The sequence below is a fragment of the Niallia oryzisoli genome, from assembly GCF_043641075.1.
Taxonomy (GTDB): domain Bacteria; phylum Bacillota; class Bacilli; order Bacillales; family Cytobacillaceae; genus Bacillus_BD; species Bacillus_BD oryzisoli_A.
This window is the reverse complement of sequence record NZ_JBHZRC010000001.1, coordinates 1,327,304-1,349,964: the sequence shown is the minus strand read 5'-3', so window position 1 is coordinate 1,349,964 and position 22,661 is coordinate 1,327,304. Positions and strand designations below refer to the sequence as shown.

At 37.9% G+C, this 22,661-nt stretch carries 27 protein-coding genes; 25 read left to right on the top strand and 2 right to left on the bottom strand.

Annotation, left to right across the window (positions count from 1 at the left end):
• Positions 1-90 precede the first annotated feature (90 nt).
• From fur to lysA, 13 genes are all read left to right on the top strand, one after another.
• Entirely contained in the window at positions 91-549 is a 459-nt protein-coding gene (gene fur / locus ACHUFV_RS06890; protein ID WP_394232849.1) for a ferric iron uptake transcriptional regulator, read from the top strand.
• 150 nt (positions 550-699) lie between these two features.
• Complete coding sequence (locus ACHUFV_RS06885) at positions 700-927, top strand: YqzK family protein (RefSeq protein ID WP_394232848.1); 228 nt, start codon at positions 700-702, stop codon at positions 925-927.
• 7 nt (positions 928-934) lie between these two features.
• Positions 935-1,828, top strand: coding sequence for a site-specific tyrosine recombinase XerD (gene xerD / locus ACHUFV_RS06880; RefSeq protein ID WP_394232847.1), 894 nt, complete (start codon positions 935-937; stop codon positions 1,826-1,828).
• A 192-nt stretch (positions 1,829-2,020) separates the two neighbouring features.
• Positions 2,021-3,214, top strand: coding sequence for a phosphopentomutase (gene deoB / locus ACHUFV_RS06875; protein WP_394232846.1), 1,194 nt, complete (start codon positions 2,021-2,023; stop codon positions 3,212-3,214).
• Between the two features lie 140 nt (positions 3,215-3,354).
• Positions 3,355-4,518: a D-alanyl-D-alanine carboxypeptidase family protein gene (locus ACHUFV_RS06870; RefSeq protein WP_394232845.1), complete on the top strand. Its 1,164-nt coding sequence runs from the start codon at positions 3,355-3,357 to the stop codon at positions 4,516-4,518.
• Positions 4,519-4,689: 171 nt separating this feature from the next.
• Positions 4,690-5,040, top strand: a complete 351-nt coding sequence (gene spoIIAA / locus ACHUFV_RS06865) for an anti-sigma F factor antagonist (RefSeq protein ID WP_394232844.1) — start codon at positions 4,690-4,692, stop codon at positions 5,038-5,040.
• A 2-nt stretch (positions 5,041-5,042) separates the two neighbouring features.
• A complete protein-coding gene (spoIIAB, locus tag ACHUFV_RS06860) occupies positions 5,043-5,483 on the top strand; it encodes an anti-sigma F factor (RefSeq protein WP_394232843.1) in 441 nt (146 codons plus the stop codon).
• 12 nt (positions 5,484-5,495) lie between these two features.
• Positions 5,496-6,254: an RNA polymerase sporulation sigma factor SigF gene (gene sigF / locus ACHUFV_RS06855; RefSeq protein ID WP_394232842.1), complete on the top strand. Its 759-nt coding sequence runs from the start codon at positions 5,496-5,498 to the stop codon at positions 6,252-6,254.
• Positions 6,255-6,529: 275 nt separating this feature from the next.
• Positions 6,530-7,150, top strand: coding sequence for a stage V sporulation protein AA (locus tag ACHUFV_RS06850; RefSeq protein ID WP_394232841.1), 621 nt, complete (start codon positions 6,530-6,532; stop codon positions 7,148-7,150).
• Entirely contained in the window at positions 7,140-7,562 is a 423-nt protein-coding gene (locus ACHUFV_RS06845; protein ID WP_394232840.1) for a stage V sporulation protein AB, read from the top strand. Before ACHUFV_RS06850 ends, ACHUFV_RS06845 begins: the two co-directional genes overlap by 11 nt.
• A 33-nt stretch (positions 7,563-7,595) precedes the next feature.
• On the top strand, positions 7,596-8,198 hold the full coding sequence (spoVAEA, locus tag ACHUFV_RS06840; protein ID WP_394232839.1) for a stage V sporulation protein SpoVABEA: 603 nt from the start codon (positions 7,596-7,598) through the stop codon (positions 8,196-8,198).
• The gene (locus ACHUFV_RS06835; RefSeq protein ID WP_394232838.1) at positions 8,161-9,639 is read left to right on the top strand and encodes a spore germination protein; all 1,479 of its coding nucleotides are present in this window, start codon (positions 8,161-8,163) and stop codon (positions 9,637-9,639) included. The genes spoVAEA and ACHUFV_RS06835 overlap by 38 nt, the downstream gene beginning before the upstream one ends.
• A 184-nt stretch (positions 9,640-9,823) precedes the next feature.
• Positions 9,824-11,152 (top strand): diaminopimelate decarboxylase, encoded by a 1,329-nt coding sequence (gene lysA / locus ACHUFV_RS06830; protein ID WP_394232837.1) that lies wholly within the window; start codon positions 9,824-9,826, stop codon positions 11,150-11,152.
• 17 nt (positions 11,153-11,169) lie between these two features.
• Here lysA and ACHUFV_RS06825 read toward each other — a convergent pair whose 3' ends face one another.
• Positions 11,170-12,039: a DUF1002 domain-containing protein gene (locus ACHUFV_RS06825; protein WP_394232836.1), complete on the bottom strand. Its 870-nt coding sequence runs from the start codon at positions 12,037-12,039 to the stop codon at positions 11,170-11,172.
• A 409-nt stretch (positions 12,040-12,448) separates the two neighbouring features.
• Between ACHUFV_RS06825 and ACHUFV_RS06820 the strand changes: the two genes are divergently transcribed.
• Positions 12,449-12,793: a GNAT family N-acetyltransferase gene (locus tag ACHUFV_RS06820; protein WP_394232835.1), complete on the top strand. Its 345-nt coding sequence runs from the start codon at positions 12,449-12,451 to the stop codon at positions 12,791-12,793.
• 21 nt (positions 12,794-12,814) lie between these two features.
• Here the strand turns inward: ACHUFV_RS06820 and ACHUFV_RS06815 are convergent, their stop codons facing one another.
• Positions 12,815-13,342: a DUF309 domain-containing protein gene (locus ACHUFV_RS06815; RefSeq protein ID WP_394232834.1), complete on the bottom strand. Its 528-nt coding sequence runs from the start codon at positions 13,340-13,342 to the stop codon at positions 12,815-12,817.
• A gap of 195 nt (positions 13,343-13,537) precedes the next feature.
• On the opposite strand from ACHUFV_RS06815, the gene ACHUFV_RS06810 reads away from it, so the two are divergent.
• The 11 genes from ACHUFV_RS06810 to resB all read left to right on the top strand — a co-directional run bounded on the left by ACHUFV_RS06810 (position 13,538) and on the right by resB (position 22,650).
• Positions 13,538-14,290 carry a segregation/condensation protein A gene (locus tag ACHUFV_RS06810; RefSeq protein WP_394232833.1) on the top strand — a complete coding sequence of 251 codons (753 nt, stop codon included), beginning with the start codon at positions 13,538-13,540 and terminating at the stop codon, positions 14,288-14,290.
• A 2-nt stretch (positions 14,291-14,292) separates the two neighbouring features.
• Positions 14,293-14,880 (top strand): SMC-Scp complex subunit ScpB, encoded by a 588-nt coding sequence (gene scpB, locus ACHUFV_RS06805; RefSeq protein WP_394232832.1) that lies wholly within the window; start codon positions 14,293-14,295, stop codon positions 14,878-14,880.
• A gap of 120 nt (positions 14,881-15,000) precedes the next feature.
• Positions 15,001-15,414 carry a hypothetical protein gene (locus ACHUFV_RS06800; RefSeq protein ID WP_394232831.1) on the top strand — a complete coding sequence of 138 codons (414 nt, stop codon included), beginning with the start codon at positions 15,001-15,003 and terminating at the stop codon, positions 15,412-15,414.
• Between the two features lie 28 nt (positions 15,415-15,442).
• Positions 15,443-15,931: a YpuI family protein gene (locus ACHUFV_RS06795; protein ID WP_394232830.1), complete on the top strand. Its 489-nt coding sequence runs from the start codon at positions 15,443-15,445 to the stop codon at positions 15,929-15,931.
• Between the two features lie 128 nt (positions 15,932-16,059).
• On the top strand, positions 16,060-16,953 hold the full coding sequence (locus tag ACHUFV_RS06790; protein WP_394232829.1) for a superoxide dismutase: 894 nt from the start codon (positions 16,060-16,062) through the stop codon (positions 16,951-16,953).
• 122 nt (positions 16,954-17,075) lie between these two features.
• Positions 17,076-18,227: a D-alanyl-D-alanine carboxypeptidase family protein gene (locus ACHUFV_RS06785; protein WP_394232828.1), complete on the top strand. Its 1,152-nt coding sequence runs from the start codon at positions 17,076-17,078 to the stop codon at positions 18,225-18,227.
• Positions 18,220-18,813 carry a nucleoside recognition domain-containing protein gene (locus ACHUFV_RS06780; protein WP_394232827.1) on the top strand — a complete coding sequence of 198 codons (594 nt, stop codon included), beginning with the start codon at positions 18,220-18,222 and terminating at the stop codon, positions 18,811-18,813. Before ACHUFV_RS06785 ends, ACHUFV_RS06780 begins: the two co-directional genes overlap by 8 nt.
• A 6-nt stretch (positions 18,814-18,819) precedes the next feature.
• Positions 18,820-19,347: a spore maturation protein gene (locus ACHUFV_RS06775; RefSeq protein ID WP_394232826.1), complete on the top strand. Its 528-nt coding sequence runs from the start codon at positions 18,820-18,822 to the stop codon at positions 19,345-19,347.
• Between the two features lie 267 nt (positions 19,348-19,614).
• On the top strand, positions 19,615-20,337 hold the full coding sequence (rluB, locus tag ACHUFV_RS06770) for a 23S rRNA pseudouridine(2605) synthase RluB (protein ID WP_394232825.1): 723 nt from the start codon (positions 19,615-19,617) through the stop codon (positions 20,335-20,337).
• A 143-nt stretch (positions 20,338-20,480) separates the two neighbouring features.
• Positions 20,481-21,005: a thiol-disulfide oxidoreductase ResA gene (gene resA / locus ACHUFV_RS06765; RefSeq protein ID WP_394232824.1), complete on the top strand. Its 525-nt coding sequence runs from the start codon at positions 20,481-20,483 to the stop codon at positions 21,003-21,005.
• A 19-nt stretch (positions 21,006-21,024) separates the two neighbouring features.
• Positions 21,025-22,650 (top strand): cytochrome c biogenesis protein ResB, encoded by a 1,626-nt coding sequence (gene resB / locus ACHUFV_RS06760; protein ID WP_394232823.1) that lies wholly within the window; start codon positions 21,025-21,027, stop codon positions 22,648-22,650.
• Positions 22,651-22,661: the final 11 nt, after the last annotated feature.

Here is a 22,661-nt window from a genome sequence, read left to right as displayed (position 1 = left end):
TTTTTGTGTATAGATTGTAATAATTTTAGTTTGACTCCATGCCCTCATCTGCTATAATGAGAATGAACGTGGCGAGGAGGGACCTTCGATATGGAAACTAGAATAGAAAGAATTAAGAAGCAGCTGCACTCATCTAGCTATAAATTAACACCACAACGTGAAGCGACCGTTTGTGTTTTATTGGAGCATGAAGAAGATCATTTAAGTGCTGAAGATGTCTACCTCCTAGTAAAAGAAAAGTCGCCTGAGATAGGTTTAGCAACTGTTTATCGTACATTAGAATTGCTAACAGAATTAAAAATAGTAGATAAAATTAATTTTGGCGATGGTGTTTCTCGTTACGATCTTCGTACAGAAGGAGCAGCGCATTTTCATCATCACCTTGTTTGTATTGAATGTGGATCAGTAGACGAAATTCAACAGGATCTATTGGATGATGTAGAGCAATTGGTAGAGCGTGACTGGAAATTTAAGATAAAAGATCACCGTCTTACGTTTCATGGTATTTGTTATCGTTGTCAGGAAAAAAAGCAGCCAAGCCAAAAATAATTGTAAAACCTTTTCTATTTCGGTTAATAGAAGAGGTTTTTGTTTTTTCTAATGTATAAAACCTGTCCAACATGGCATATGTATGAATATGAATATTTTAGTCAAACTGAAATTCACATAAGCTATTATTGGTGGAGGAAGAGGAAAAACATGAAAACTTGGTTTAAAATGCTGCTAAAAACTTTGAAGGTATTTGTCTTATTTACAGGATGCACAATTCTTTTTTATTATGCTATTATGTGGTTAAATGAGGAATATGCAGAGTACCATCGCTACGATGAGCCAAAAGGCTCAGCCATTAAGGTGACAACTGTAGAAGATAATGACAATTCAGGCTGGTTAGACCGGCTAGTTTTGTTCTATCTAAATGGGGAGTAATGTATAAATGGAAGACCAGTTAAGGGATTTTACCCATTTTTTAATTGTAGAAAAAGGTCTGGCGCAAAATACCATTGTTTCATATGAACGGGATTTAAAGAGCTACATGCACTATATAATGAAGGTTGAGCAGTTGAAAAGCTTTAATGATGTACAGCGTGTTCACATTGTTCACTTTTTAGGGCATTTAAAGGAACAGGGTAAATCATCAAGAACACTGGCAAGGCATGTTGCTTCCATTAGAGCCTTCCATCAATTTTTACTTCGCGAAAAAGTATGCGATCATGACCCATCTGTTCACATTGAGACACCACAGTTAGAAAGGACACTTCCAAAAGTTTTGAGTCTTGAGGAAGTAGAAATTCTGCTTGATTCACCCAATACAAGTGAACATTATGGAATAAGAGATAAGGCGATGCTGGAATTATTGTATGCAACAGGGATTCGTGTCAGCGAGTTAATAGGCTTACAGATGGAAGATGTCCATTTAACCATGGGGTTTGTACGCTGTATTGGAAAAGGGAATAAGGAACGTATAATTCCGATTGGGAAAACAGCGATTGATGCACTTGAACAATACATACAAAAAGGCAGACACCATTTCATTTCAAAAAAACAACAGGATAGTGCTTTATTTTTGAATCATCATGGCAGACAATTAACAAGGCAGGGCTTTTGGAAAATATTAAAAAAGATTGTCCGTGAAGCAGGAATAGAGAAAGAATTGACACCGCATACGTTAAGACATTCATTTGCTACTCATTTATTAGAAAATGGTGCAGATATCCGCGCAGTTCAAGAGATGCTTGGTCATGCGGATATTTCTACTACGCAAATCTATACACATGTAACAAAAACGAGGTTAAAGGATGTTTATAGTCAGTTCCATCCACGTGCTTAATAGATTGAAAGAGTTTGCAAATGTTACGTAGGCTGCCAGAAGAAATGGCGGCTTTTTCTTTACTGATTAATGAATCATAGTAACTAAGCAATTGAAAGGTTATTGCTGGAAAAAGGGGGAATCCTAAGTATACGATTCCTGTAAATAAACAGGTTCAGAAAAAGGAATAAATTCACATATGGAGGTATTAGAATGTCAACGGCTTCATTTAAGTATAAGCGAATCTTTTTAATTGTAATGGATTCAGTGGGAATTGGAGAGGCACCGGATGCTGCACAATTTGGTGATAAAGGTTCACATACATTAGGTCATATTGCTGAGAAAATGAATGGTTTAAACATGCCAAATATGGAGAAGCTTGGCCTCGGATTGATCGAAGAAATTAAAGGAATTAAAAAGGTGGAGACGCCGCTCAGCCTTTATACAAAGATGAAAGAAGCGTCGAACGGAAAAGATACGATGACAGGACACTGGGAAATTATGGGCCTTCATATTGAAACACCATTCCGCGTTTTTCCAAACGGTTTTCCTGCAGAATTGCTATCAGCATTAGAGGAAAAGACAGGCAGGAAAATCATTGGGAACAAGCCGGCAAGTGGAACAGAGATACTCGTGGAGCTTGGGGAAGAGCATATGAAGTCGGGAGCAATGATTGTTTATACATCGGCAGACTCAGTCCTGCAAATTGCGGCACATGAAGAAATTATCCCGCTTGAAGAATTATATGAAATTTGCAAGATTGCCCGCGAGTTGACTCTCGACGAAAAATACATGGTTGGACGTATCATTGCCCGACCATTTGTAGGGCAGCCGGGTGATTTTCAAAGAACGGCAAATCGTCATGACTATGCATTAAAGCCGTTCGGCCGGACAGTTATGAATGAATTAAAGGATGCAGATCTTGACGTTATTGCCATTGGGAAAATAAATGATATTTACGATGGTGAGGGAGTTACCAAGCATTTTCGTACCGTTTCGAATATGGATGGCATGGATAAACTGCTTGAGTCGTTCCAGATCGATTTTACTGGCTTGAGCTTTGTTAACTTAGTTGACTTTGATGCTTTATATGGACATAGACGTGATCCAATTGGCTATGGAAAAGCTCTTGAAGAATTTGATCTTCGTCTTCCGGAAGTGTTTGATAGCATGCGTGATGATGATTTGCTGATTATTACAGCAGATCATGGAAATGATCCAACCCACGCAGGAACAGACCATACCCGTGAATATGTACCGCTGATTGTGTACAACAAGCAAATGAAAGCGGGAAGAGAGCTTCCATTACGAGATACCTTTGCTGATATTGGGGCAACGATAGCAGAGAATTTTGCTGTTAGACTCCCTCAATTTGGAACGAGCTTTTATAAAGAATTAATTAAATAGGAGATGACTCGCACAAAGGAATAGGATTCCTTTGTGTTTTTTTATTTTTCGCCAAAAAAACTTCCATCATTTTACTCCTTTTGTATAAATTTGGTTTTTATGGAAAAAATGAAATTTATAGAAGAATGGAGGGGTTTGTGATGAAACGACTTGTTTCTATTTTGCTTACAATTATGATGTTAACAGCAGTTGCCGTACCGTTTGCTTCCGCGGAAGAAAAGGGTGTTCAATTAGCAGAAAATGTAAAGTCAGCTATCTTAATAGAACGTGATACAGGCAAGGTTTTATATGAGAAAAATAGTAATGAGCAGTTGCCGCCCGCTAGTATGACGAAGATAATGACAATGCTATTGATTATGGAGGCGCTGGATGAAGGGAAGCTCACCATGAATGAGAAAGTTCGAGCGAGCGAATATGCTGCATCCATGGGTGGTTCGCAAATCTTCTTGGAGCCCGGCGAGGAAATGACTGTAAAAGAAATGTTAAAGGGAATTGCCATCGGTTCAGGTAATGATGCATCTGTTGCAATGGCTGAAAGAATTGCGGGTTCAGAAGATGCCTTTGTTGACATGATGAATAAAAAAGCCAAAGAACTAGGACTAAAAGATACAAGGTTTCAAAACACGACGGGTCTGCCTGTTGAGGATCATTTCAGTACGGCCCACGATATGGCTTTAATGGCAAAAGAATTACTGAAGTATGAAGATATCACAAAATTCACCGGAACCTATGAAGCATATTTACGAGAAAATACGGATAAAAAGTTCTGGCTTGTTAATACAAATAAGCTTGTTCGCTTTTATCCAGGTGTAGACGGGTTAAAAACAGGATTTACAAGAGAAGCCATGTATTGTTTAACAGCTACAGCTGAAAAGGATGGAATGCGTGTCATTGCGGTTGTGTTTGGGGCTCCTACCTCTAAGGATCGTAATGCACAAGTAACGAAAATGCTTGATTATGCTTTTAATCAATATAAAACACATCCTATTTTCGAACGAAATCATGTAATGGGTGCCACAAAGGTTAGCAAGGGTCAAAAGAAGAAAGTAGAAATGGTAACAAGTGAGTCTATTTCTATATTAACGAAAAAAGGTGAAACGATTGAGGATATCAAGCAAAAGGTAAGCCTGAAAAAGGATTTAAAGGCTCCTATTAAAAAAGGCGACCAAATTGGCACGCTGACGATAAAGAAAAATGGCGAGACATTGGTTAAGAGTCCGCTGGTAGCCAAAGAAGATATTAATGAAGCTGGATGGTGGGTCTTATTTAAGCGTTCGTTTGGTATCTTTACGAAGAGTGAGTAAGCACAAAGTTTAGCAGCTGAATTGAGCGATACGGTTCAGTGTCGAAAAGAAAAGGGAAGCGTACTTTTTTTAGCGAATGGTCACTAGTTTTGTTTTGGTGAAGGAAATAAAGAAGCATATATCGAATTGACTCACTAGGAAAGAGCACATAAATAAGGAGGCTAACGAATAGTGAGTCTGAACATTGATTTGGAAGTGAAGCAAGACGTCTTATGTATTCGATTGTCCGGAGAACTGGATCACCATTCAGCAGATGAGCTCCGTAAACAGGCAATAAACGCAATAGAAGATCATGATATCCATCATATTATTTTGAATTTAGAACATTTGTCTTTTATGGATAGTTCTGGTTTGGGTGTCATACTGGGACGTTATAAACAAATAAAACAGCTGCATGGCGAGATGGTCGTTTGTGCAATCTCCCCGTCTGTTCAAAGATTATTTGATATGTCAGGCTTATTTAAAATTATTCGTCTTGAGCCTACAGAAGAAAACGCTTTGCAAAGATTGGGGGTTGCCTGAAAATGAAAAATATGATGCAGCTTCAATTTAGTGCACTCAGCCAAAATGAATCGTTTGCTCGAGTAACAGTGGCATCCTTTGTTGCGCAGCTTGATCCAACAATGGATGAATTGACAGAAATTAAAACGGTCGTATCCGAAGCTGTTACAAATGCGATTATTCATGGTTATGAGAGTGATCCAAATGGAATTGTCTATATTTCTGTCTCGCTTGAGGATGCATATGTCGAGTTAAGTATCAAAGATGAAGGCATAGGAATACAGGATGTAGAAGAGGCGCGCCAGCCCCTTTTTACAACAAAGCCTGAATTAGAAAGGTCTGGAATGGGGTTTACGATTATGGAAAATTTTATGGACGACATCGAAGTTAAATCGCAGCCAGGTAAAGGTACCGAGATCCGATTAAGGAAGCATTTATCAACAAGCAAAATGCTTTGTAATTAAGGAGTCCTGCCTATGGATGTGGAGGTTAAATCAGAAAAGAAACAACCTTATTTAAAAGACCATGAAGTGAAGGAATTGATCAAAAAAAGCCAAGATGGGGACCAAAGTGCAAGAGACATGATTGTCCAGAAAAATATGCGGCTTGTCTGGTCTGTCGTGCAGCGTTTTTTAAATCGGGGATATGAACCGGATGATCTCTTTCAAATTGGTTGTATTGGTTTGTTAAAATCTGTTGATAAATTTGATTTATCGTATGATGTAAAATTCTCAACCTATGCCGTTCCGATGATTATTGGAGAAATTCAACGTTTTATTCGTGATGATGGTACAGTTAAAGTAAGTCGTTCATTGAAGGAAATGGGAAATAAAATTCGTAAGGCAAAGGATGAATTATCAAAAAACTTAGGCCGGGTACCAACTGTAAATGAGATATCTGACTTTTTATCAATTCCGGCTGAGGATATTATCATGGCTCAAGAAGCAAGCCGTACACCTTCCTCCATTCACGAAACTGTTTATGAGAATGATGGGGACCCCATTACATTACTTGATCAAATTGATGATGGAAATGAAGGGAAATGGTTTGATAAAATTGCACTTAAAGAAGCGATTCGAGAATTGGAGGATCGCGAACGTTTAATCGTTTATTTGCGTTACTACAAGGATCAAACGCAATCAGAAGTTGCGGTAAGACTCGGGATATCACAGGTCCAGGTATCCAGGCTTGAAAAGAAAATATTGCAGCAAATGAAAGACCGTATGGATATTTAGCTCCATACGGTTTTTCGTAATAATATATACATTGTTGATTTTTGACTCATCTAAGCTGAATAGAAATGAAAAGGCAGGAGAAAACGAGTTTTCTCCTGCCTTTTCATTTCTATTCAGCACCTTTCAGCTGTGCTGAAAGGCGTGTGAAATACATTTCACACGGATGAGTCAAAAATCCTTCCTAACAAAGATATACCAATTATTGGAGGTAATGAGGATTAATTTGTAAGAAATACTAATGAGTAAAGGAAATTGCTGTGTGGGATGTGAGCGAGTTGGAAAAAACGGTTTATATTCGGCTTCGTAACCGTGTATTTGTTCGACCGAATGAGAAGATATATTTGAAGGATATCACTCAAATCATTGCCGAAGATGTGCTGCAAAGACAGTTAAATCAACTCCTTATTTACAGCATATCTGATCAAGACAGAAATATTATCATTATTGATGTAATGAAGGTAATTGCTGAGATAGCCAAATTTGATGCATCCATTGAGGTTCAGGTAGTTGGACCATCACAAACAATTGTGGAGGTAATCTTTAAGAAAAAGAAAGTGTCTCTTTTTTTATTTGTACTCACATGGTTTTTATTATTCTTTGGTTCAATGCTGACCATTATGAATTTTCATGAGGATGTGAGTATGCAAAGTGTACACCAAAAGCTCTATAAAATGATTACAGGTCAAGATAATGAAAAGCCGCTTCTGTTTCAAATTCCCTATTCGATAGGATTAGGTCTTGGGATGATTATTTTCTTTAATCATGTCTTTAAGAAAAGGCTCAATGAAGAACCAAGCCCCCTCGAAGTTGAAATGTTTAACTATCAACAGGATCTCGATCAATACGTAATTATGCATGAAAATAAGGAGAGTATGAAGAAGCTCCATGATCATTAAACCATTGTTTATCATCTTTCTCGGCTTTGCAGGGGGATTATCAGTAGGGGCTGGATATGTTGCCTTTTTAACCGTGCTTGGCATTATACCACGCCTTACACAATTAACGAAAACGATGAAAATGATTCAACTGTATGAATGGAGTGTCGTGGTTGGTGCTATTGCAGGAACAGTAGCAGTATTACAAAACCCGCATTTTCACTTTTTTCCTTACATTTTAATCATTTTTGGTCTAGCAGGCGGTATCTTTGTGGGTATGATGGCAGGAGCATTAACAGAAGTACTCAATGTCTGGCCTATTTTAGCGAAAAGAATAGGAGTAGACGATAAAATTGCGATTTTATTAATGGCGCTTGTATTTGGAAAAATATTAGGTTCATTATTTCATTGGATGTATTTTGTGGATCAATAGCATAGATACTTTTACCCGAAAGGACATCAAAATATGGATAGTGCAAAACGACGCGTTATTTTAATTACAGATGGAGATAAGTATGCTCGTAAGTCACTTGAAATTGTAGCAAAGGAAATTGGCGGCCGATGTCTCTCTATTTCAAATGGGAATCCATCTGTATTGGATGGTCCTGTTATTGTAAAGCAAATCAAAAAAACAGCCCATGACCCAGTCCTTGTCATGTTTGATGATAGCGGTTTTATTGGTGAGGGTTCTGGCGAAAGGGCATTAAAATATGTTGCAGAACATGAGGATATCGAGGTGCTGGGTGTTATTGCTGTTGCAGCAAATCCAAGGCATGAAGAGTGGACGAGGGTTGATGTATGCATTGATCGTGATGGAGAAATAACTGCTAATGGAGTAGATAAATATGGAATACAAGAAATGGAAATGGGGAAAATTTATGGAGATACCGTTTATTGTCTTGATGAATTAAAGGTTCCGATAATTGTTGGGATTGGGGATATTGGAAAAATGGCTGGAAAGGATCACTTTGAAAAGGGTTCTCCTATTACCCGAAAAGCAGTAGAACTCATTCTGGAAAGGAGTGGTTATGATGGGAACAGAAACAAAGGACAAAACACCAATTTCTGAATCAGTACAGGAAATTGAAAGGTTTATGAAGGAAAACGTCGGGCTGGGAAAAAGCTTCGACTTAGGGGTTAGAAAGTTAAAAATACTAAAAAAGGATGTTCACTTCTATTATGTGAATGGTTTATGTGATACAAGTTTTATTATTGAAATAACCGAACAGCTGGTAAAAATAAATGATAATGAGAAGCTTTCAACAAATTTATTCGATATTGTTGAAAACAGGCTCGTTCACCAATCCGTTACACAGATTAAGACAATGGATGAATTAGTTGATCAGGTTCTTTCCGGCTTAATTTGTGTTGTTGTAGACGGTGTTGGTAAAGGACTTGTGGTTGATGTCCGCTCTTATCCTGGGCGCACGCCGACAGAGCCTGATACTGAAAAAGTCGTCCGTGGGTCACGAGATGGCTTTGTTGAAAATATCATTATCAATACTGCTCTAACAAGAAGAAGAATAAGAGATGAGCGCTTACGGTTTGAAATTATGCGCGTCGGTGAAAGAGGCAAAACGGATATAGCCATCGGTTATATTGACGGAATTGCAGATCAAAATCTGGTTGAAATTATTAGAAAGGAACTCCAGGCTATTAAGATTGATGGATTGACAATGGCAGATAAAACCATTGAGGAGTTTCTGTTAAAACAAGGCTATAATCCTTATCCGCTAGTCCGCTATACCGAGCGTGCAGATGTTGCAGCAACACATCTCTTAGAGGGGCATGTCATTATTTATGTAGATACCTCTCCAAGTGTCATCATTACACCAACAACGATTTTTCATCATATGCAGCATGCAGAGGAATTTCGTCAATCTCCCGGTGTGGGGACATTTGTCCGCTGGGTAAGGTTTTTAGGAATTGCCTCATCCCTTTTTCTATTGCCTATATGGTTTTTATTTATTTTGGAACCGCATCTATTACCTGAAAAAATATCATTTATTGGACCAAATAAGTTAACAAACATTCCAGTTGTTGCACAAATCTTTTTAGCTGATATCGGAATTGAATTTTTACGAATGGCTGCCATCCATACACCGACAGCTTTGTCAAATGCAATGGGTTTAGTTGCAGCAGTTTTAATCGGACAAATTGCTATTGATGTCGGGCTGTTTGTACCGGAAGTTATATTATACATAGCGGTAGTAGCGATAGGGAATTTTGCGACACCAAGCTATGAGCTAAGTATTGCAAATAAGCTCGCACGGCTGTTTATTCTTATCTTGGTTGCAATATTCCATACCCTTGGTTTAGTGGTAGGAGTCACGATTTATTTAATTTTTCTTTCTAGAATTAGATCCTTCAATACACCGTATTTGTGGCCTTTGCTTCCTTTTCATCCAAAGGCGTTTATGCAAATAATAGTCCGCAGGGCTATACCTGGTTCGCAAATTAGACCTAGTATTATTAAAACGCAGAACCGAATCAGACAGCCGCGTCAGTGATGAAACAGAAGCAGGCATGCTTCTGTTTATTGCTGCTCAAGTCTGGACAATATTGCTATAATTATTAGATTATTTAACATATTGCGATTTAAACTATGTTATGATAAAGTATTTTTTAAAATAGTGTGGAATGTAGATATAGATACGCATTGATACAGCTAAGTTATAGGAACGAGGGACGGTTATGTACTATTATGGAACCACCGCAGTAAATGATAAAGGCCATTTAGAAATAGGCGGTGTAGATACAGTAGAATTGGTGAAGGAATATGGAACACCGGTTTATGTTTACGATGTGGCATTAATCAGACAAAGAGCCAGAAGTTTTCGTGAAGCATTTGTTACGAATGGAATCAATGCACAGGTTTCATTCGCTAGTAAGGCTTTTTCAACTGTAGCGATGGTTCAATTGGCAGAGGAAGAAGGACTGTCATTAGATGTTGTATCCGGTGGAGAACTATTCACAGCAGCAGCAGCTGATTTTCCAATGGAACGTGTACATTTTCATGGAAATAATAAAAGCAGAGAAGAACTGGAAATGGCCCTTCAATATAAGATTGGCTATATTGTTGTTGATAACTTTTATGAACTAAGCAGGCTTGAGGAATTATGTGCTGAAAAGAAACAAAAAATGGATGTTGTGCTAAGGGTAACCCCTGGGATTGAAGCACATACACATGATTATATATTAACTGGACAGGAAGATTCAAAATTTGGATTTGGTCTGCAAAATGGACAAACAGAAGAAGCTTTACGAAAAGTGATACAATCTTCATGGTTAGTTGCAGCTGGTATTCACTGTCATATTGGTTCACAAATATTTGAAACGACAGGCTTTACACTTGCCGTCCAGAAGATTTTCGAAAAGCTAAATGAATGGAAAACTAATTTTTCCTTTGAACCGGCTATATTAAACCTTGGTGGAGGCTTTGGTATCCGTTATACAAGTGAGGACGATCCAAAAGCAGCTGCGGATTATGTAGTTGAAATTATTGCTGAAGTGAAAAAGCAGGCTGAAAAATATGCAATGGATGTACCTGAAATTGGAATCGAGCCAGGCCGTTCATTGGTTGGGGATGCCGGCATTACACTATACAAAATTGGATCAAGAAAAGAAGTGCCAAATGTACGAAAGTATCTGGCAGTAGACGGAGGAATGACTGATAATATCAGACCTGCTCTATATCAGGCGAAATATGAGGCTGTTTTGGCAAATAAACCGCTTGAAAAACCGACAGAAGTTGTTTCCATTGCTGGTAAATGCTGTGAATCAGGCGATATGCTGATTTGGGATTTACCATTGCCGGAAACAGATGATCAGGATATATTGGCTGTGTTCTGTACAGGAGCGTACGGCTATTCAATGGCAAACAACTATAACCGAATTCCAAGACCGCCTGTTGTATTTGTTGAAAATGGTAAATCTACTTTAGTTGTGAAAAGAGAAACTTATGAAGATTTAGTAAGGCTGGACCTGTCTCTAAACGAAAAAATAAACGCTAAGCATCTGTAGGATGCTTAGCGTTTATTTTATTTAGAGAAAATGGCTTTAATGGCATCAATAATATTAATAAAGAACTGTTTTAGACTTTCAAGAAAACCTTGTCCTTCTTCGCTTTCAAGATAATTTGTCAGTTTGTCCTTAGCCACTGTCAATTGATCTCCGACTTGATTCCAGTCAATATTTAATTCCTTTAACTTGTTAAAAAGATCAAGTAAGCTCTGAAATTGAGCATCAGTTAACGTAATGCCAAGCTCTTTAGCTGCATTTTCAATAATCGTTCTTAGGTCAGCTTCCGATTCTGGCGGGTTATTAGCCATTTCTTCTTTGATTTTTGTGATGAGGGCAGTTGCCTTATCGGTACCGATTTCGTCACCTAATTCTGCGGATTTGACCATTTCTTCGTTTGCAGCTTGTTTGACATCCTCGGGGATGGCTGTATCTGCTGATACTTCGTATGCTTTAATAATACCTGTTAATGCAGCAGTACCGGAAACCTCAAATGGAGCAGTAATATAGATTTTTGCGTCCTTAACCCCTGCAGTAATGAGGGAGTTTATATACATTTCGTCTGTTACCCAGTTAATATTATTGGTTTCAACCTCTAATCCCGAGTTTTTTTTGGCTACTGTAATAGCGGAAGAGGAAATAGCCCTAGTTCCGATAAGTGATTTAGATACATAGTTTCCTAAATACTGATGTTCCTCTGCATTTGAAACAGTAATAATTGTCGCGTTATCCGGTGCATTCATTTCTGACAGAAGCATATTTTTCTGTTCTTCTGTTAAGTTTTCTCCAAGCGTGATAATTACATCACCTACTGCGACATCAGCAAATCCGCGAAATGGAAAAATAAGCAGGAAAAAAATGAGTAGAGTCGTAATCTTTAAGTTTTTCATGATATCTTCTCCTTGTTTAATCAGGATGATCCATTAAATAGACGAGGCCTTAGGCATAACAGTTTCAGCTTTACATGATTAATTATCAAAAATGCCTATCTGTAGGATATCCAGTTTACAGTAATGCAACACAATCATACGAAACTTTTACGTGAAAGAAAAGGAATTATTTGAAATTGGACATAGAAGCAGGAATTATTTATTATTGTAGGAAACATATGGGTTAATGAAGTTAATTTAATGGAAACGTAATATTTCTGTATCGATTAATGATTGAAAGATGAAGTTAAATTATGTATGATATTATAGTATAAAAAAATAGAGTATTGATTCGTATCGGGGAAAGTAGTTTAAAAATCTTTTGAAATGGTAAAACTAGATTTAATGTTTTATTAATGAGGGATTAATGATGCTAATTCGTTATAAAAAAACTTTTGAAAAAATTGCTATGGGCTTATTATCTTTTATGCCAAATGAAAAGGATATAAAAAAGCTGCAGCAAACCATTAAACAGTATGAATCAGATGAGAATTGGCGCTTGTTCTTATGGAAGGAAGACGAAGATATCATCGGCCTTCTAGGTGGAATATGGATTGATGAAGCCACAATCATCATTCATCATATCTCTGTTAATCCATCACACCGCAGTCAAGGAATCGGAAAGAATATGGTGAAGGCGTTAAAGGAGTTATATCCAAATAAGCATATAACAGCAAATGAAGAAACGAAGGATTTCTTTCATAAATGTGAATAAAAAGAAGGTAGTGGCGTATGCTCACTGCCTTCTATTTGTTTTTTTCTGTTTGGCCTGATTACGTTCTTCGATTACGTTTGTCCGATCTCTTTCCTTATGACGGTGCACGATTTGGTTATTCGTTAAGTCACTTTCTAACAGCCACGCCATTTGTAACTCTTGGCTGCGTTTTTTGCATTGCTCTAGTAATTGATTGGACTGAATAGGAAGATTCATACTTTGGTATTCGTGTCTTTTTTCAATATCGGCTACCCGAGCTCTTATTTGAGTAAGGAGAAGGTTTGAATCAAGTCCGAGTTGTTGGATAAGTACCTCATTTGAAGAGATAATTTGAAAAGCCTTTTTCAATGTGCGAAGTGCACCGTTAAAATTGCCGCGTCTATGATGATAATTGGCAACAGCCAGCTGGATAAGCCCAACCCAGACAGAGTCTTTATTTCTGCTGTCAACTTCCTTCCAATAGTCTTCTAATATTTCATGGCATTCAAAATAGTCGCGATTCCCATGGAAATGTACCATGAAATCAATATATTCCTGTGGAAATGTCATATGCTTTGCTCCCCTCCCCAAGTATAAGTGTATCACAGGTTTATCGTAACAGCTTACCGAATTTACTATTGGATTCATTCTATGTATCCACTATACTAATTAGTAGCTTATCGTAAGAAATGACAGACCCTTGTTAGAACGTATGCTTATCAGCTAATAGTGATATAACAATAATGAAAAGTATTGGTGGAACTCATGCAATATAATGTAAAGATTGATGCATTTGAAGGACCGCTCGATTTACTTCTGCATCTTATCAACCATCTTGAAATTGATATTTATGATATACCGGTTGCAGAAATCACCGAGCAATATTTAATATACATTCATACAATGAAAGAACTGCAGCTGGATGTTGCTAGTGAATTTCTTGTAATGGCAGCGACCTTATTAGAAATTAAAAGTAAAATGCTGCTTCCAAACCATAATCAAGATGGCTTGGACGATGATCTAGCATTGGAAATGGAGCAAGATCCACGCGAAGAACTGGTGGAACGACTGATTGAATATAGAAAATATAAAGACGTAGCTGATGACTTAAAATCACTCGAACAAGAACGGGGCTTGATGTTTACAAAACCGCCGAGCGATTTAACCGAGTATGCCAAAGATGTTGAAGTTGAAATGAAGCCTGAATTAAATGTTTCCTTGTATGATATGCTAGGGGCTCTGCAAAAGCTACTACGGCGAAAAAGACTGCAAAAACCATTGCTAACGAAAATAACCCGTCAGGAGATACCTATTGAACAAAGAATGAAGGAAATTATCAGTGACTTAAGGAATACAAAAGGTCGGATACGGTTTGATGATTTATTTCCTATTCCACACAAGGAACATATTGTTGTGACTTTTTTGGCGGTTTTAGAGTTAATGAAACTAAATGAAATTGTTGTTGAACAGGAGAACAATTTCGCTGAAATCTTTGTTGAAGCGAAAAGGAGCAGATAATAGTGGAGTTAATTAATTGGAAAGGTATCGTAGAAAGCTTGTTGTTTGCAGCTGGTGACGAAGGACTGACTATCAAGCAGATATCTCAAGTTCTTGAAATTGATGAAATACTTGCTGACCAGGTATTACAGGAATTAATTGATGAATACAATGGAAATAAAAATAGAGGGATTACGCTTGTTCAACTTGCAGGCACCTTTCAATTAGCAACGAAGAAGGAGCATGCTGTTTATTTAAAAAAACTGGTCGAGTCCCCGCACACAACGGCATTGTCACAGGCTGCTCTTGAAACTTTAGCGATAATTGCTTACAAACAACCGATTACACGAATTGAAATTGAAGAAATTCGCGGTGTGAAAACAGAAAGACCTCTTCACACGCTGACTTCGAAAGCGTTGATAAAAGAGGTAGGTAGAGCAGAGGGAGCTGGGAGAGCTTATTTATATGGAACGACGAAGGAATTTCTTGATTATTTTGGATTAAAAAGCATTGAAGAGCTTCCGCCGCTACCCGAAAAAGTAGATGATGAATATGTTCAAGAAGAAGCAGATCTATTCTTCGAGCGATTTGAAAGCAAATTTGAAGCTTAGTTTTGCTAACCATTTTTCCGGATATATGGTAAAATGAAATAAAAATTAATTATTTTCCCATTATTCATTATATTACATAAAATATCTTTCGGAAACGGAAAGATGGGGAGGAGTGGTTACTTGCTCATCAAAGGCAGTAGTGGATATGAATTGCAAAAGGAGAAGCCCAATACCTCAGAAGACTTCTTCAATCGAAGTGAATTAGTGATTGAAGAAAATGGAAAAGAACGTGTTTTTCATGTTTTATATCTTCGATATTTTGAAGAAAATATTCAAGAATTCACACCGTTTCAACAGAATCCAATTTTTAATGCTGGAACGAGAGACGTTGAGTTAAAGGATATTGTTGCTTTAGCTTGTTTTATTAAACATCCTGAATATCGCAATCGGAAGCGGGTCTATATCAAAGAACCTGCTGAATTCTCCTTTTGCTTTGAAGGATTGGATGTTGACAAACTGATTGGTTTTTTTCAAAAGCTCGAGGAAAATAAATCAAGTGTTCTTCAGTCTCCACTCGAATTTATTAAGAATTAACGAAAGTCATTTAATAGAGGTGAATTCATTGGGAAATACACTTGTACAGTCTCAAATGATAGACGTGAAGAAATTTCTTGAAACGGCAATAATTGAATTTGAATCTTTTTTGAACGAAGCAACATTGAGTGGGCTTATCCGAGAAAAAGAAGGAAATATCGATTATTATAAAAATATTCTTTCCAATTTACGTAAACTGCTTGTTTTTTGCGAGGAAGGCTTGGAAGCATGCGGGATCATTGTGAAAAATGAACCATTTGCAAAGGCAGCGGCAGAAAAAACGCTTTATCGGATTTATCATCAGTGTATCGAAGAGTTTTTTGCACCAAAAAGTGATGCTTGGTTTGAGGACAGCCGTTCTGCTTATACAGGGAAAAACTCAATCAAATTCAGACAAGAGACACCTGAGAGCATAAAAGCGATATTTAGAAATTTAGAAGGTCAATTCCAAAAGATTCGCGAAGAGCTGGAGTATTACGAAACTGACTACCGTACGAAAATGATTCAATCTAAATAGAGTGTAAGGAAGCCACCCTTAGGGTGGTTTTCTTTTTTGATTTAGAACCTTCCATAAAAAGCAGGCAATAATCTCCTTTTCTATTCATAGGATAGTCACGGAGCATATTAAGGAAGTGGGGGATGCCTGTGGGACAGTTCAATGATTACATTAAAAATGTGATGAAGTGGAATGGTGATTTAGTACAATTCTTAGAATCAGAGCAAGTGGAAAAGGATGCTGAAATATGGAGTCGTTTAGATAACTTTACCAATATTATGGGAAGCATTTCTCAAAGAAACTTGAGTCAAGAGGAACTAGAGAAGATTCAGAGTGAAGTGGAAGAACTTCATCATGAAATGGAAAGATATTTTAACAAGCGTCAGGAAGTTGGAATGGTTTATACGAATGAACCTTTTATAGAAATCGGAAACCATATACTACCCCCTCTTCCTTATGCATATGATGCACTCGAGCCCTATATATCCGAAGAAATTATGAAATTACACCATACAAAACATCATCAATCATATGTTGATGGTTTAAACAAAGCGGAGAAGAACCTTGAAAAGGCAAGAAAAAATGGAGACTTTTCCCTTGTTAAGCATTGGTCAAGGGAGTTGGCCTTTCATGGTTCCGGCCATTACCTCCATACTATTTTTTGGCACAATATGAGTCCAAAAGGTGGCGGAGCTCCAAAAGGGGATTTATTAAAGGAGATTGAAAAGTATTTTGGAAGCTTTGAAGCATTCAAGAAACATTTTAGTGAAGCAGCAAAACAAGTAGAAGGAGTAGGCTGGGCCATTCTAGTTTGGTCACCGAGGTCACGGCATTTAGAAATTCTCCAATCGGAAAGACATATGCTCCTAACACAATGGGATACGATTCCACTTCTAGTATTAGATGTTTGGGAGCATGCTTATTATCTCCAATATAAGAATAACAGGCCAGAGTACGTTGATAAATGGTGGAATATTGTCAGCTGGACAAATGTACAAGAACGTTTTTCAAAGGCAAAGCTGCTAAAATGGAAGCCTTATTAAGAGACACATTTTCTAGACAAAGGTGAAAAGAGCCCTGTTATGTTTGGGCTCTTTTTTGTCATATAAAGGGACTGGCCTAGCATAGACTTGTACTAACGATTAAGGAGAAGAGGGATTGTGGAATGAAATTGTTAAAAATCATACTCGTTTTTATCCTTGTCACCTCAACCATCCTACTGTATCTTCCCTTTAAAACGGAGGCATCTGCTTACGCGAGTGCTAGCAGTGCTGTTTTAATGGAGCAACAGTCAGGAAGGGTTTTATATGAAAAAAAGGCACATCAAGTAAGGAGAATTGCCAGTATTACGAAAATCATGACAGCCATTTTAGCGATTGAATCTGGAAAGTTAAATGAAACAGCAACCGTAAGTGAGAAAGCCGTGCGTGCCGAGGGCTCGTCGATTTATTTGAAACCAGGGGAAAAAATAAAACTGGAGGATCTCGTTTATGGATTAATGCTGCGCTCTGGAAATGATTCTGCTGTTGCCATTGCTGAACATGTCGGCGGAAGTCTCGACGGTTTCGTCTATTTAATGAATCAAAAGGCAGCTGAAATAGGAATGGAGAACACGCACTTTTCCAATCCGCATGGTCTTGATGATCATGAGGATCACTACTCGACTGCTTATGATATGGCTTTGTTAACGAGATATGCGATGATGAATGATACATATAAAAAGATTTCGGGAACAAAAGTACATCGAGCCCCAAATCCGACGGAAAACTGGGACAGGGTTTGGAAAAACAAAAATCGTCTTTTGACTGAATTATATGAGTATACAACTGGAGGGAAGACAGGTTACACAAAAAGGGCTAAAAGAACGCTAGTGTCAACTGCATCAAAAGACGGTCTTGATTTAATTGCAGTGACATTAAATGGACCGGATGATTGGAACGATCATATCAACATGTATGAGCATGGATTTAAACAGTATAAGCTAGTGAAGGTGTTAAAGGAAGGAACAATAAAAGATATTGATGATCCATTTTATAAAAAGAAGGTGTATGTAAAACAGGATATTTTTTATCCAGTGAAAGCAGACGAACGTGATTCCTTCAAGATTGAATATAAGCTTCAGAAGCCAAAAAGAGAATGGCGTGAGAAGGAAACGGAACCGGATGTAGTTGGCAAAGCGATTATTTATTTTGAGAATAAGCCAATTGAAGAAGTCCATCTGTACTATAAGCAGTCAATAAGAAAAGATAAAGAATCATTTTTTGATATCTTTCGTAAACTATTTCTTATTCACATAGGTGTGAAATCAGATGGTTAACATTATTTGGGTTTTGCTAACGCTCATTGGGCTTGTGTTTGCTATGATACATGGAACAATGGAAGAAGTAAATGAAGCAATATTTAAAGGTGCATCTGAAGCAGTGACGCTGTGCATAGGCTTAATAAGTGTATTGGTATTCTGGCTCGGCATAATGAGAATCGCAGAAGAAGCGGGGTTGCTGACAAAACTGTCGCTTCTATTCCGTCCAATTGTAACCAAAATATTTCCAGAGGTCCCGAAAGATCACCCTGCAATGGGATATATTTTATCGAATATGATGGCAAACCTATTTGGGCTTGGAAATGCAGCGACACCGTTAGGGATTAAGGCAATGGAGGAATTGAAGGAATTAAACGGCGGGAAAAATGAGGCAAGCAGATCAATGGTTACGTTCCTTGCTGTCAACACATCAAGTATTACATTGATTCCAACAACGGTTATTGCAATACGCATGAATTATAATGCGGCTTCTCCAACAGATATTGTTGGTCCAACTCTTATAGCTACATGCATCTCTGCTGTTGGTGGTATATTAATTGACCGATATTTTTATTATCGAAGATCCCGGAAGCGAAAAGGATGATGTGTAATGGAAATTGTGTCGATAATATCCTTATGGTTTATTCCTATTTTGATAGGCTTTATTCTCCTCTATGGAACGTTTAAACGAGTGCCAACATATGAAAGTTTTGTTGAAGGCGGGAAAGAGGGTATTAAAATTGCCGTATCCATTATTCCCTTTTTAGTTGGGATGCTAGTGGCTATTTCCATTTTCCGTGCATCAGGAGCGCTCGAATATTTTATGAACTTTGTTCGTCCGTTTTTAGAAGCAATCGGAGTTCCAGCGGAAATCGCTCCACTTGCACTAATTCGTCCCATTTCTGGGAATGCGGCACTTGGGATGACAAGTGACCTAATTGCTGCACACGGACCAGATTCCTTTATCGGAAGATTAGCAGCTGTTTTACAGGGAAGTACCGATACTACTTTTTATGTGTTAACCGTTTATTTCGGGGCAATCGGAATTAAAAAAATGGGTGATGCCCTAAAAGTCGGACTTCTTGCCGATTTAGTCGGTATTATTGCAGCTATTCTTGTAGTTATTCTAGTATTTTAAAAAAGCACTGACGCTAATTTCATTAAATTAGTGTCAGTGCTTTTTTAATGTTGGCTGTGTTAAGACATAATCTTGATTTTTTAAGCAGGTTGATTGCAGCGAAGTGCCCGGAACGGAAATCAACAACCATATTACAGAGCTCATGTGATAATTTGTCGTTTTGTCTGTACTATTTATCACTTTTATTTTGAAAAAATAATATATTATGGCATAATTCAAGATGAAAGATTTGAAAAATAATTGAAGGAATATATTAGAGGTGACTAGATGGAAAGGCTTCAAAAAGTAATTGCGCATGCTGGTTTTGCATCACGAAGAAAAGCGGAAGAAATGATTCTTGAGGGGAAAGTAAAGGTAAACGGGAAAGTAGTGAGAGAGCTAGGGATAAAGGTGTCCCCATCGGATCGAATTGAAGTAGAAGGGATACCGGTGGAAAAGGAAGAGCCGGTATATTTTCTATTTTATAAGCCGCGCGGGGTTATTTCTAGTGTCCAGGATGAGAAGGGAAGAAAAGCCGTTACAGATTACTTTCCAGAGATAAAACAGCGGATTTATCCGGTGGGCAGATTAGATTACGATACATCAGGCTTATTACTGCTAACGAATGATGGAGAATTTGCCAATCTTCTTATGCATCCAAGGAATGAAATTGAAAAAGAATATATTGCAAAAATTAAAGGTATCCCAACAAGGGAACAAGTTAGGAGTTTGGAAAAGGGAATCATGCTTGAGGACGGAAAAACAGCTCCTGCACGTGCCAAGATGCTCTCGCTTGATAAACGAAAAGGAACCTCAATTATACAATTAACCATTCACGAAGGAAGAAACAGACAAGTCCGCAGAATGTTTGAGGCTATCGGCTGCCCAGTTATGAAGCTTCGACGAGAAAGGTACGCATTTTTGACGCTTCATGGACTGAAAGCTGGGGAAGCAAGAGAGTTGACTGCACATGAAGTAAAGCAGCTCCGTGTGATGGCAGAAAATTCATAGAAGTGTCACAATTGTTTTTGTCGGAAAAACAACATAGAGATGTTGAAAATGATATAATAATTTCAAACTACAAAATTTTCTGATATTATACTAGTAAAGCGTTTAACTTGTTAAATCGAGCTGCTTGGGGAGGGGAAATATATATGAAGAAACGGCGCTTATGGATAAGGACAATTATTCTATCCTTGTTGGTTGTGGCTGTCGGATATTCATTATATGCAAATGCAACAAAAGATAAAGTCCAAAAAGTAGAAATTGGAGAAAAAGCCCCTGATTTTGAACTAGTTGACCTTAATGGTGAAACACATCGATTATCAGACTACAAAGGTCAGGGGGTATTTTTGAATTTCTGGGGTACATTTTGCAAACCGTGTGAGGAAGAATTTCCATATATTGATCATCAGTATGCGCAATTTAAAAATCAAGGGGTTCAAGTATTAGCTGTAAATGTGGGGGAAACAGATTTTGCCGTCAATCAATTTATGCAGCGACATAATTTAACTTTTCCTACCGTCATCGATAAAACAGGCGATGTTCAAACGGCTTATGGGATAAATCCATTACCGATTACCTTCTTAATCGACAAAGAAGGTAAAGTCGTAAAATCCCATACGGGACAATTAACCGAAGCAATGATACACAAGTTTATGAAACAAATACAACCTTGAACATGGGGAGTTTTAAGATATGAATGAGGTAAAATGTGAGTGTGGGCACGTCAATCCGCACGGAACATTGCTGTGTGAGGCGTGCGGAAAACTGCTTAATGAATTGGAGACAGATCAGCAGCTGCTGGATATGAGGTATGAGGGCAGTGCACGGCGCTCTCAGACCTATAATAAGACAATAATTGATAAGATATGGAACTTCTTCTCATCGGTTAAAGTAGGCGTAACCTTGATTATTGTAACGTTGATTGCATCAGCACTCGGGACACTTTTTCCGCAGGAGATGTATATTCCACCTACAATCCCAGCCTCGCAGTATTACAAGGATCAGTATGGGTCACTTGGACAACTATATTATGAACTTGGATTCCATAATTTATACAGTTCATGGTGGTATTTATTGCTCATTGCATCGATAGGGGTCTCACTTGTCATTTGTTCATTAGACCGTGTCGTACCACTTTATCGGGCGTTGAAAACACAAAATGTTACAAGGCATGAAGGATTTTTGAGACGTCAGCGCTTATTTGGCATTTCAAATGGGGAAGGCACAGATGAAAAATTTAATAAAATAAAAGAAAAATTAAAATCGAAGCGATACCGCATCAGGGAGGAAAATGGCAATATCCTCGCTGAAAAAGGCCGATTCTCTAGATGGGGACCATATGTTAACCATATTGGACTTATCATCTTCTTAATCGGCGGAATGCTTCGTTTCGTACCAGGGATGTATGTTGACAAAGTTCTCTGGCTCCGTGAAGGCGAGACAAAGGTTATCCCGGAAACAAAAGGCGAGTACTATTTAAAAAATGATAAATTTGTTCTTGAGGTGTACGATGCCGAGAAGGATGGGAAGGTTTTTGACGCTGCGCTAAAACAGAATGGCATGGTAGCTAAAAATTATCAGTCAAATGTAACACTGTATAAAAAGAAAGGTGATACGATTCCAGGTGAGACACCTGAGCTTGAAAAAGTGAAGGATGAACAGATCCGAGTGAACGAACCTTTAAAATTCGAAAAGTTTGCTGTCTATCAATCTGAATATAAACTAAACCAATTTGATAAAATGACGTTTGCTTTAACAAATAAAGAAACAAATGAAGAGTATGGAACAATGACGGTAGACTTATTACATCCTAAAGAGAAATATGATCTGTCAGAAAATTATTATGTTGAAATGTTAAGCTATTTTCCTGATTTTCAATTTAATGAAGATGGCGAACCCTCGACAAAGTCTAGTGTCCCAAATAATCCTGGCTTTGTTTTTAAAATGGTCACACCGGATAAACCCGAAGGGGAAGTTAGTTTTGTAGCTATCCGTCAAAATATTGAACCTTTTGGTGACAATCAATATAAAATGTCCTTTAGGGGTGTTGAAACGAAAAACGTAACAGGGTTGACAATCAGAAAGGATCTAACCCTTTGGATACTTGCTCTCGGCGGTGCCATTTTTATGCTTGGCGTTATTCAGGGATCCTACTGGAACCATCGTCGAATTTGGATTCGAAAAGTAGGCAAGGAAATATGGGTAGCCGGGCATACAAATAAAAATTGGTATGGACTTAAAAAGGAAATTGCAACAGTGTTAGAGGGAACTGATATTTCAGAGCCTGCTGATCAACTAGATAAAGAAAAGAACGGATAAGGGGGAAATAG

Coding starts and splice junctions, on each gene's coding strand:
- sigF (WP_394232842.1), top strand. CDS start 5,496: ATGGATGTGGAGGTTAAATCAGAAAAGAAACAACCTTATTTAAAAGAC.
- deoB (WP_394232846.1), top strand. CDS start 2,021: ATGTCAACGGCTTCATTTAAGTATAAGCGAATCTTTTTAATTGTAATG.
- ACHUFV_RS06870 (WP_394232845.1), top strand. CDS start 3,355: ATGAAACGACTTGTTTCTATTTTGCTTACAATTATGATGTTAACAGCA.
- lysA (WP_394232837.1), top strand. CDS start 9,824: ATGTACTATTATGGAACCACCGCAGTAAATGATAAAGGCCATTTAGAA.
- ACHUFV_RS06815 (WP_394232834.1), bottom strand. CDS start 13,342: ATGACATTTCCACAGGAATATATTGATTTCATGGTACATTTCCATGGG.
- resA (WP_394232824.1), top strand. CDS start 20,481: ATGAAGAAACGGCGCTTATGGATAAGGACAATTATTCTATCCTTGTTG.
- ACHUFV_RS06885 (WP_394232848.1), top strand. CDS start 700: ATGAAAACTTGGTTTAAAATGCTGCTAAAAACTTTGAAGGTATTTGTC.
- spoVAEA (WP_394232839.1), top strand. CDS start 7,596: ATGGATAGTGCAAAACGACGCGTTATTTTAATTACAGATGGAGATAAG.
- rluB (WP_394232825.1), top strand. CDS start 19,615: ATGGAAAGGCTTCAAAAAGTAATTGCGCATGCTGGTTTTGCATCACGA.
- ACHUFV_RS06835 (WP_394232838.1), top strand. CDS start 8,161: ATGGGAACAGAAACAAAGGACAAAACACCAATTTCTGAATCAGTACAG.
- ACHUFV_RS06845 (WP_394232840.1), top strand. CDS start 7,140: ATGATCATTAAACCATTGTTTATCATCTTTCTCGGCTTTGCAGGGGGA.
- ACHUFV_RS06785 (WP_394232828.1), top strand. CDS start 17,076: ATGAAATTGTTAAAAATCATACTCGTTTTTATCCTTGTCACCTCAACC.
- xerD (WP_394232847.1), top strand. CDS start 935: ATGGAAGACCAGTTAAGGGATTTTACCCATTTTTTAATTGTAGAAAAA.
- spoIIAB (WP_394232843.1), top strand. CDS start 5,043: ATGAAAAATATGATGCAGCTTCAATTTAGTGCACTCAGCCAAAATGAA.
- ACHUFV_RS06820 (WP_394232835.1), top strand. CDS start 12,449: ATGCTAATTCGTTATAAAAAAACTTTTGAAAAAATTGCTATGGGCTTA.
- ACHUFV_RS06780 (WP_394232827.1), top strand. CDS start 18,220: ATGGTTAACATTATTTGGGTTTTGCTAACGCTCATTGGGCTTGTGTTT.
- fur (WP_394232849.1), top strand. CDS start 91: ATGGAAACTAGAATAGAAAGAATTAAGAAGCAGCTGCACTCATCTAGC.
- ACHUFV_RS06810 (WP_394232833.1), top strand. CDS start 13,538: ATGCAATATAATGTAAAGATTGATGCATTTGAAGGACCGCTCGATTTA.
- resB (WP_394232823.1), top strand. CDS start 21,025: ATGAATGAGGTAAAATGTGAGTGTGGGCACGTCAATCCGCACGGAACA.
- ACHUFV_RS06825 (WP_394232836.1), bottom strand. CDS start 12,039: ATGAAAAACTTAAAGATTACGACTCTACTCATTTTTTTCCTGCTTATT.
- ACHUFV_RS06775 (WP_394232826.1), top strand. CDS start 18,820: ATGGAAATTGTGTCGATAATATCCTTATGGTTTATTCCTATTTTGATA.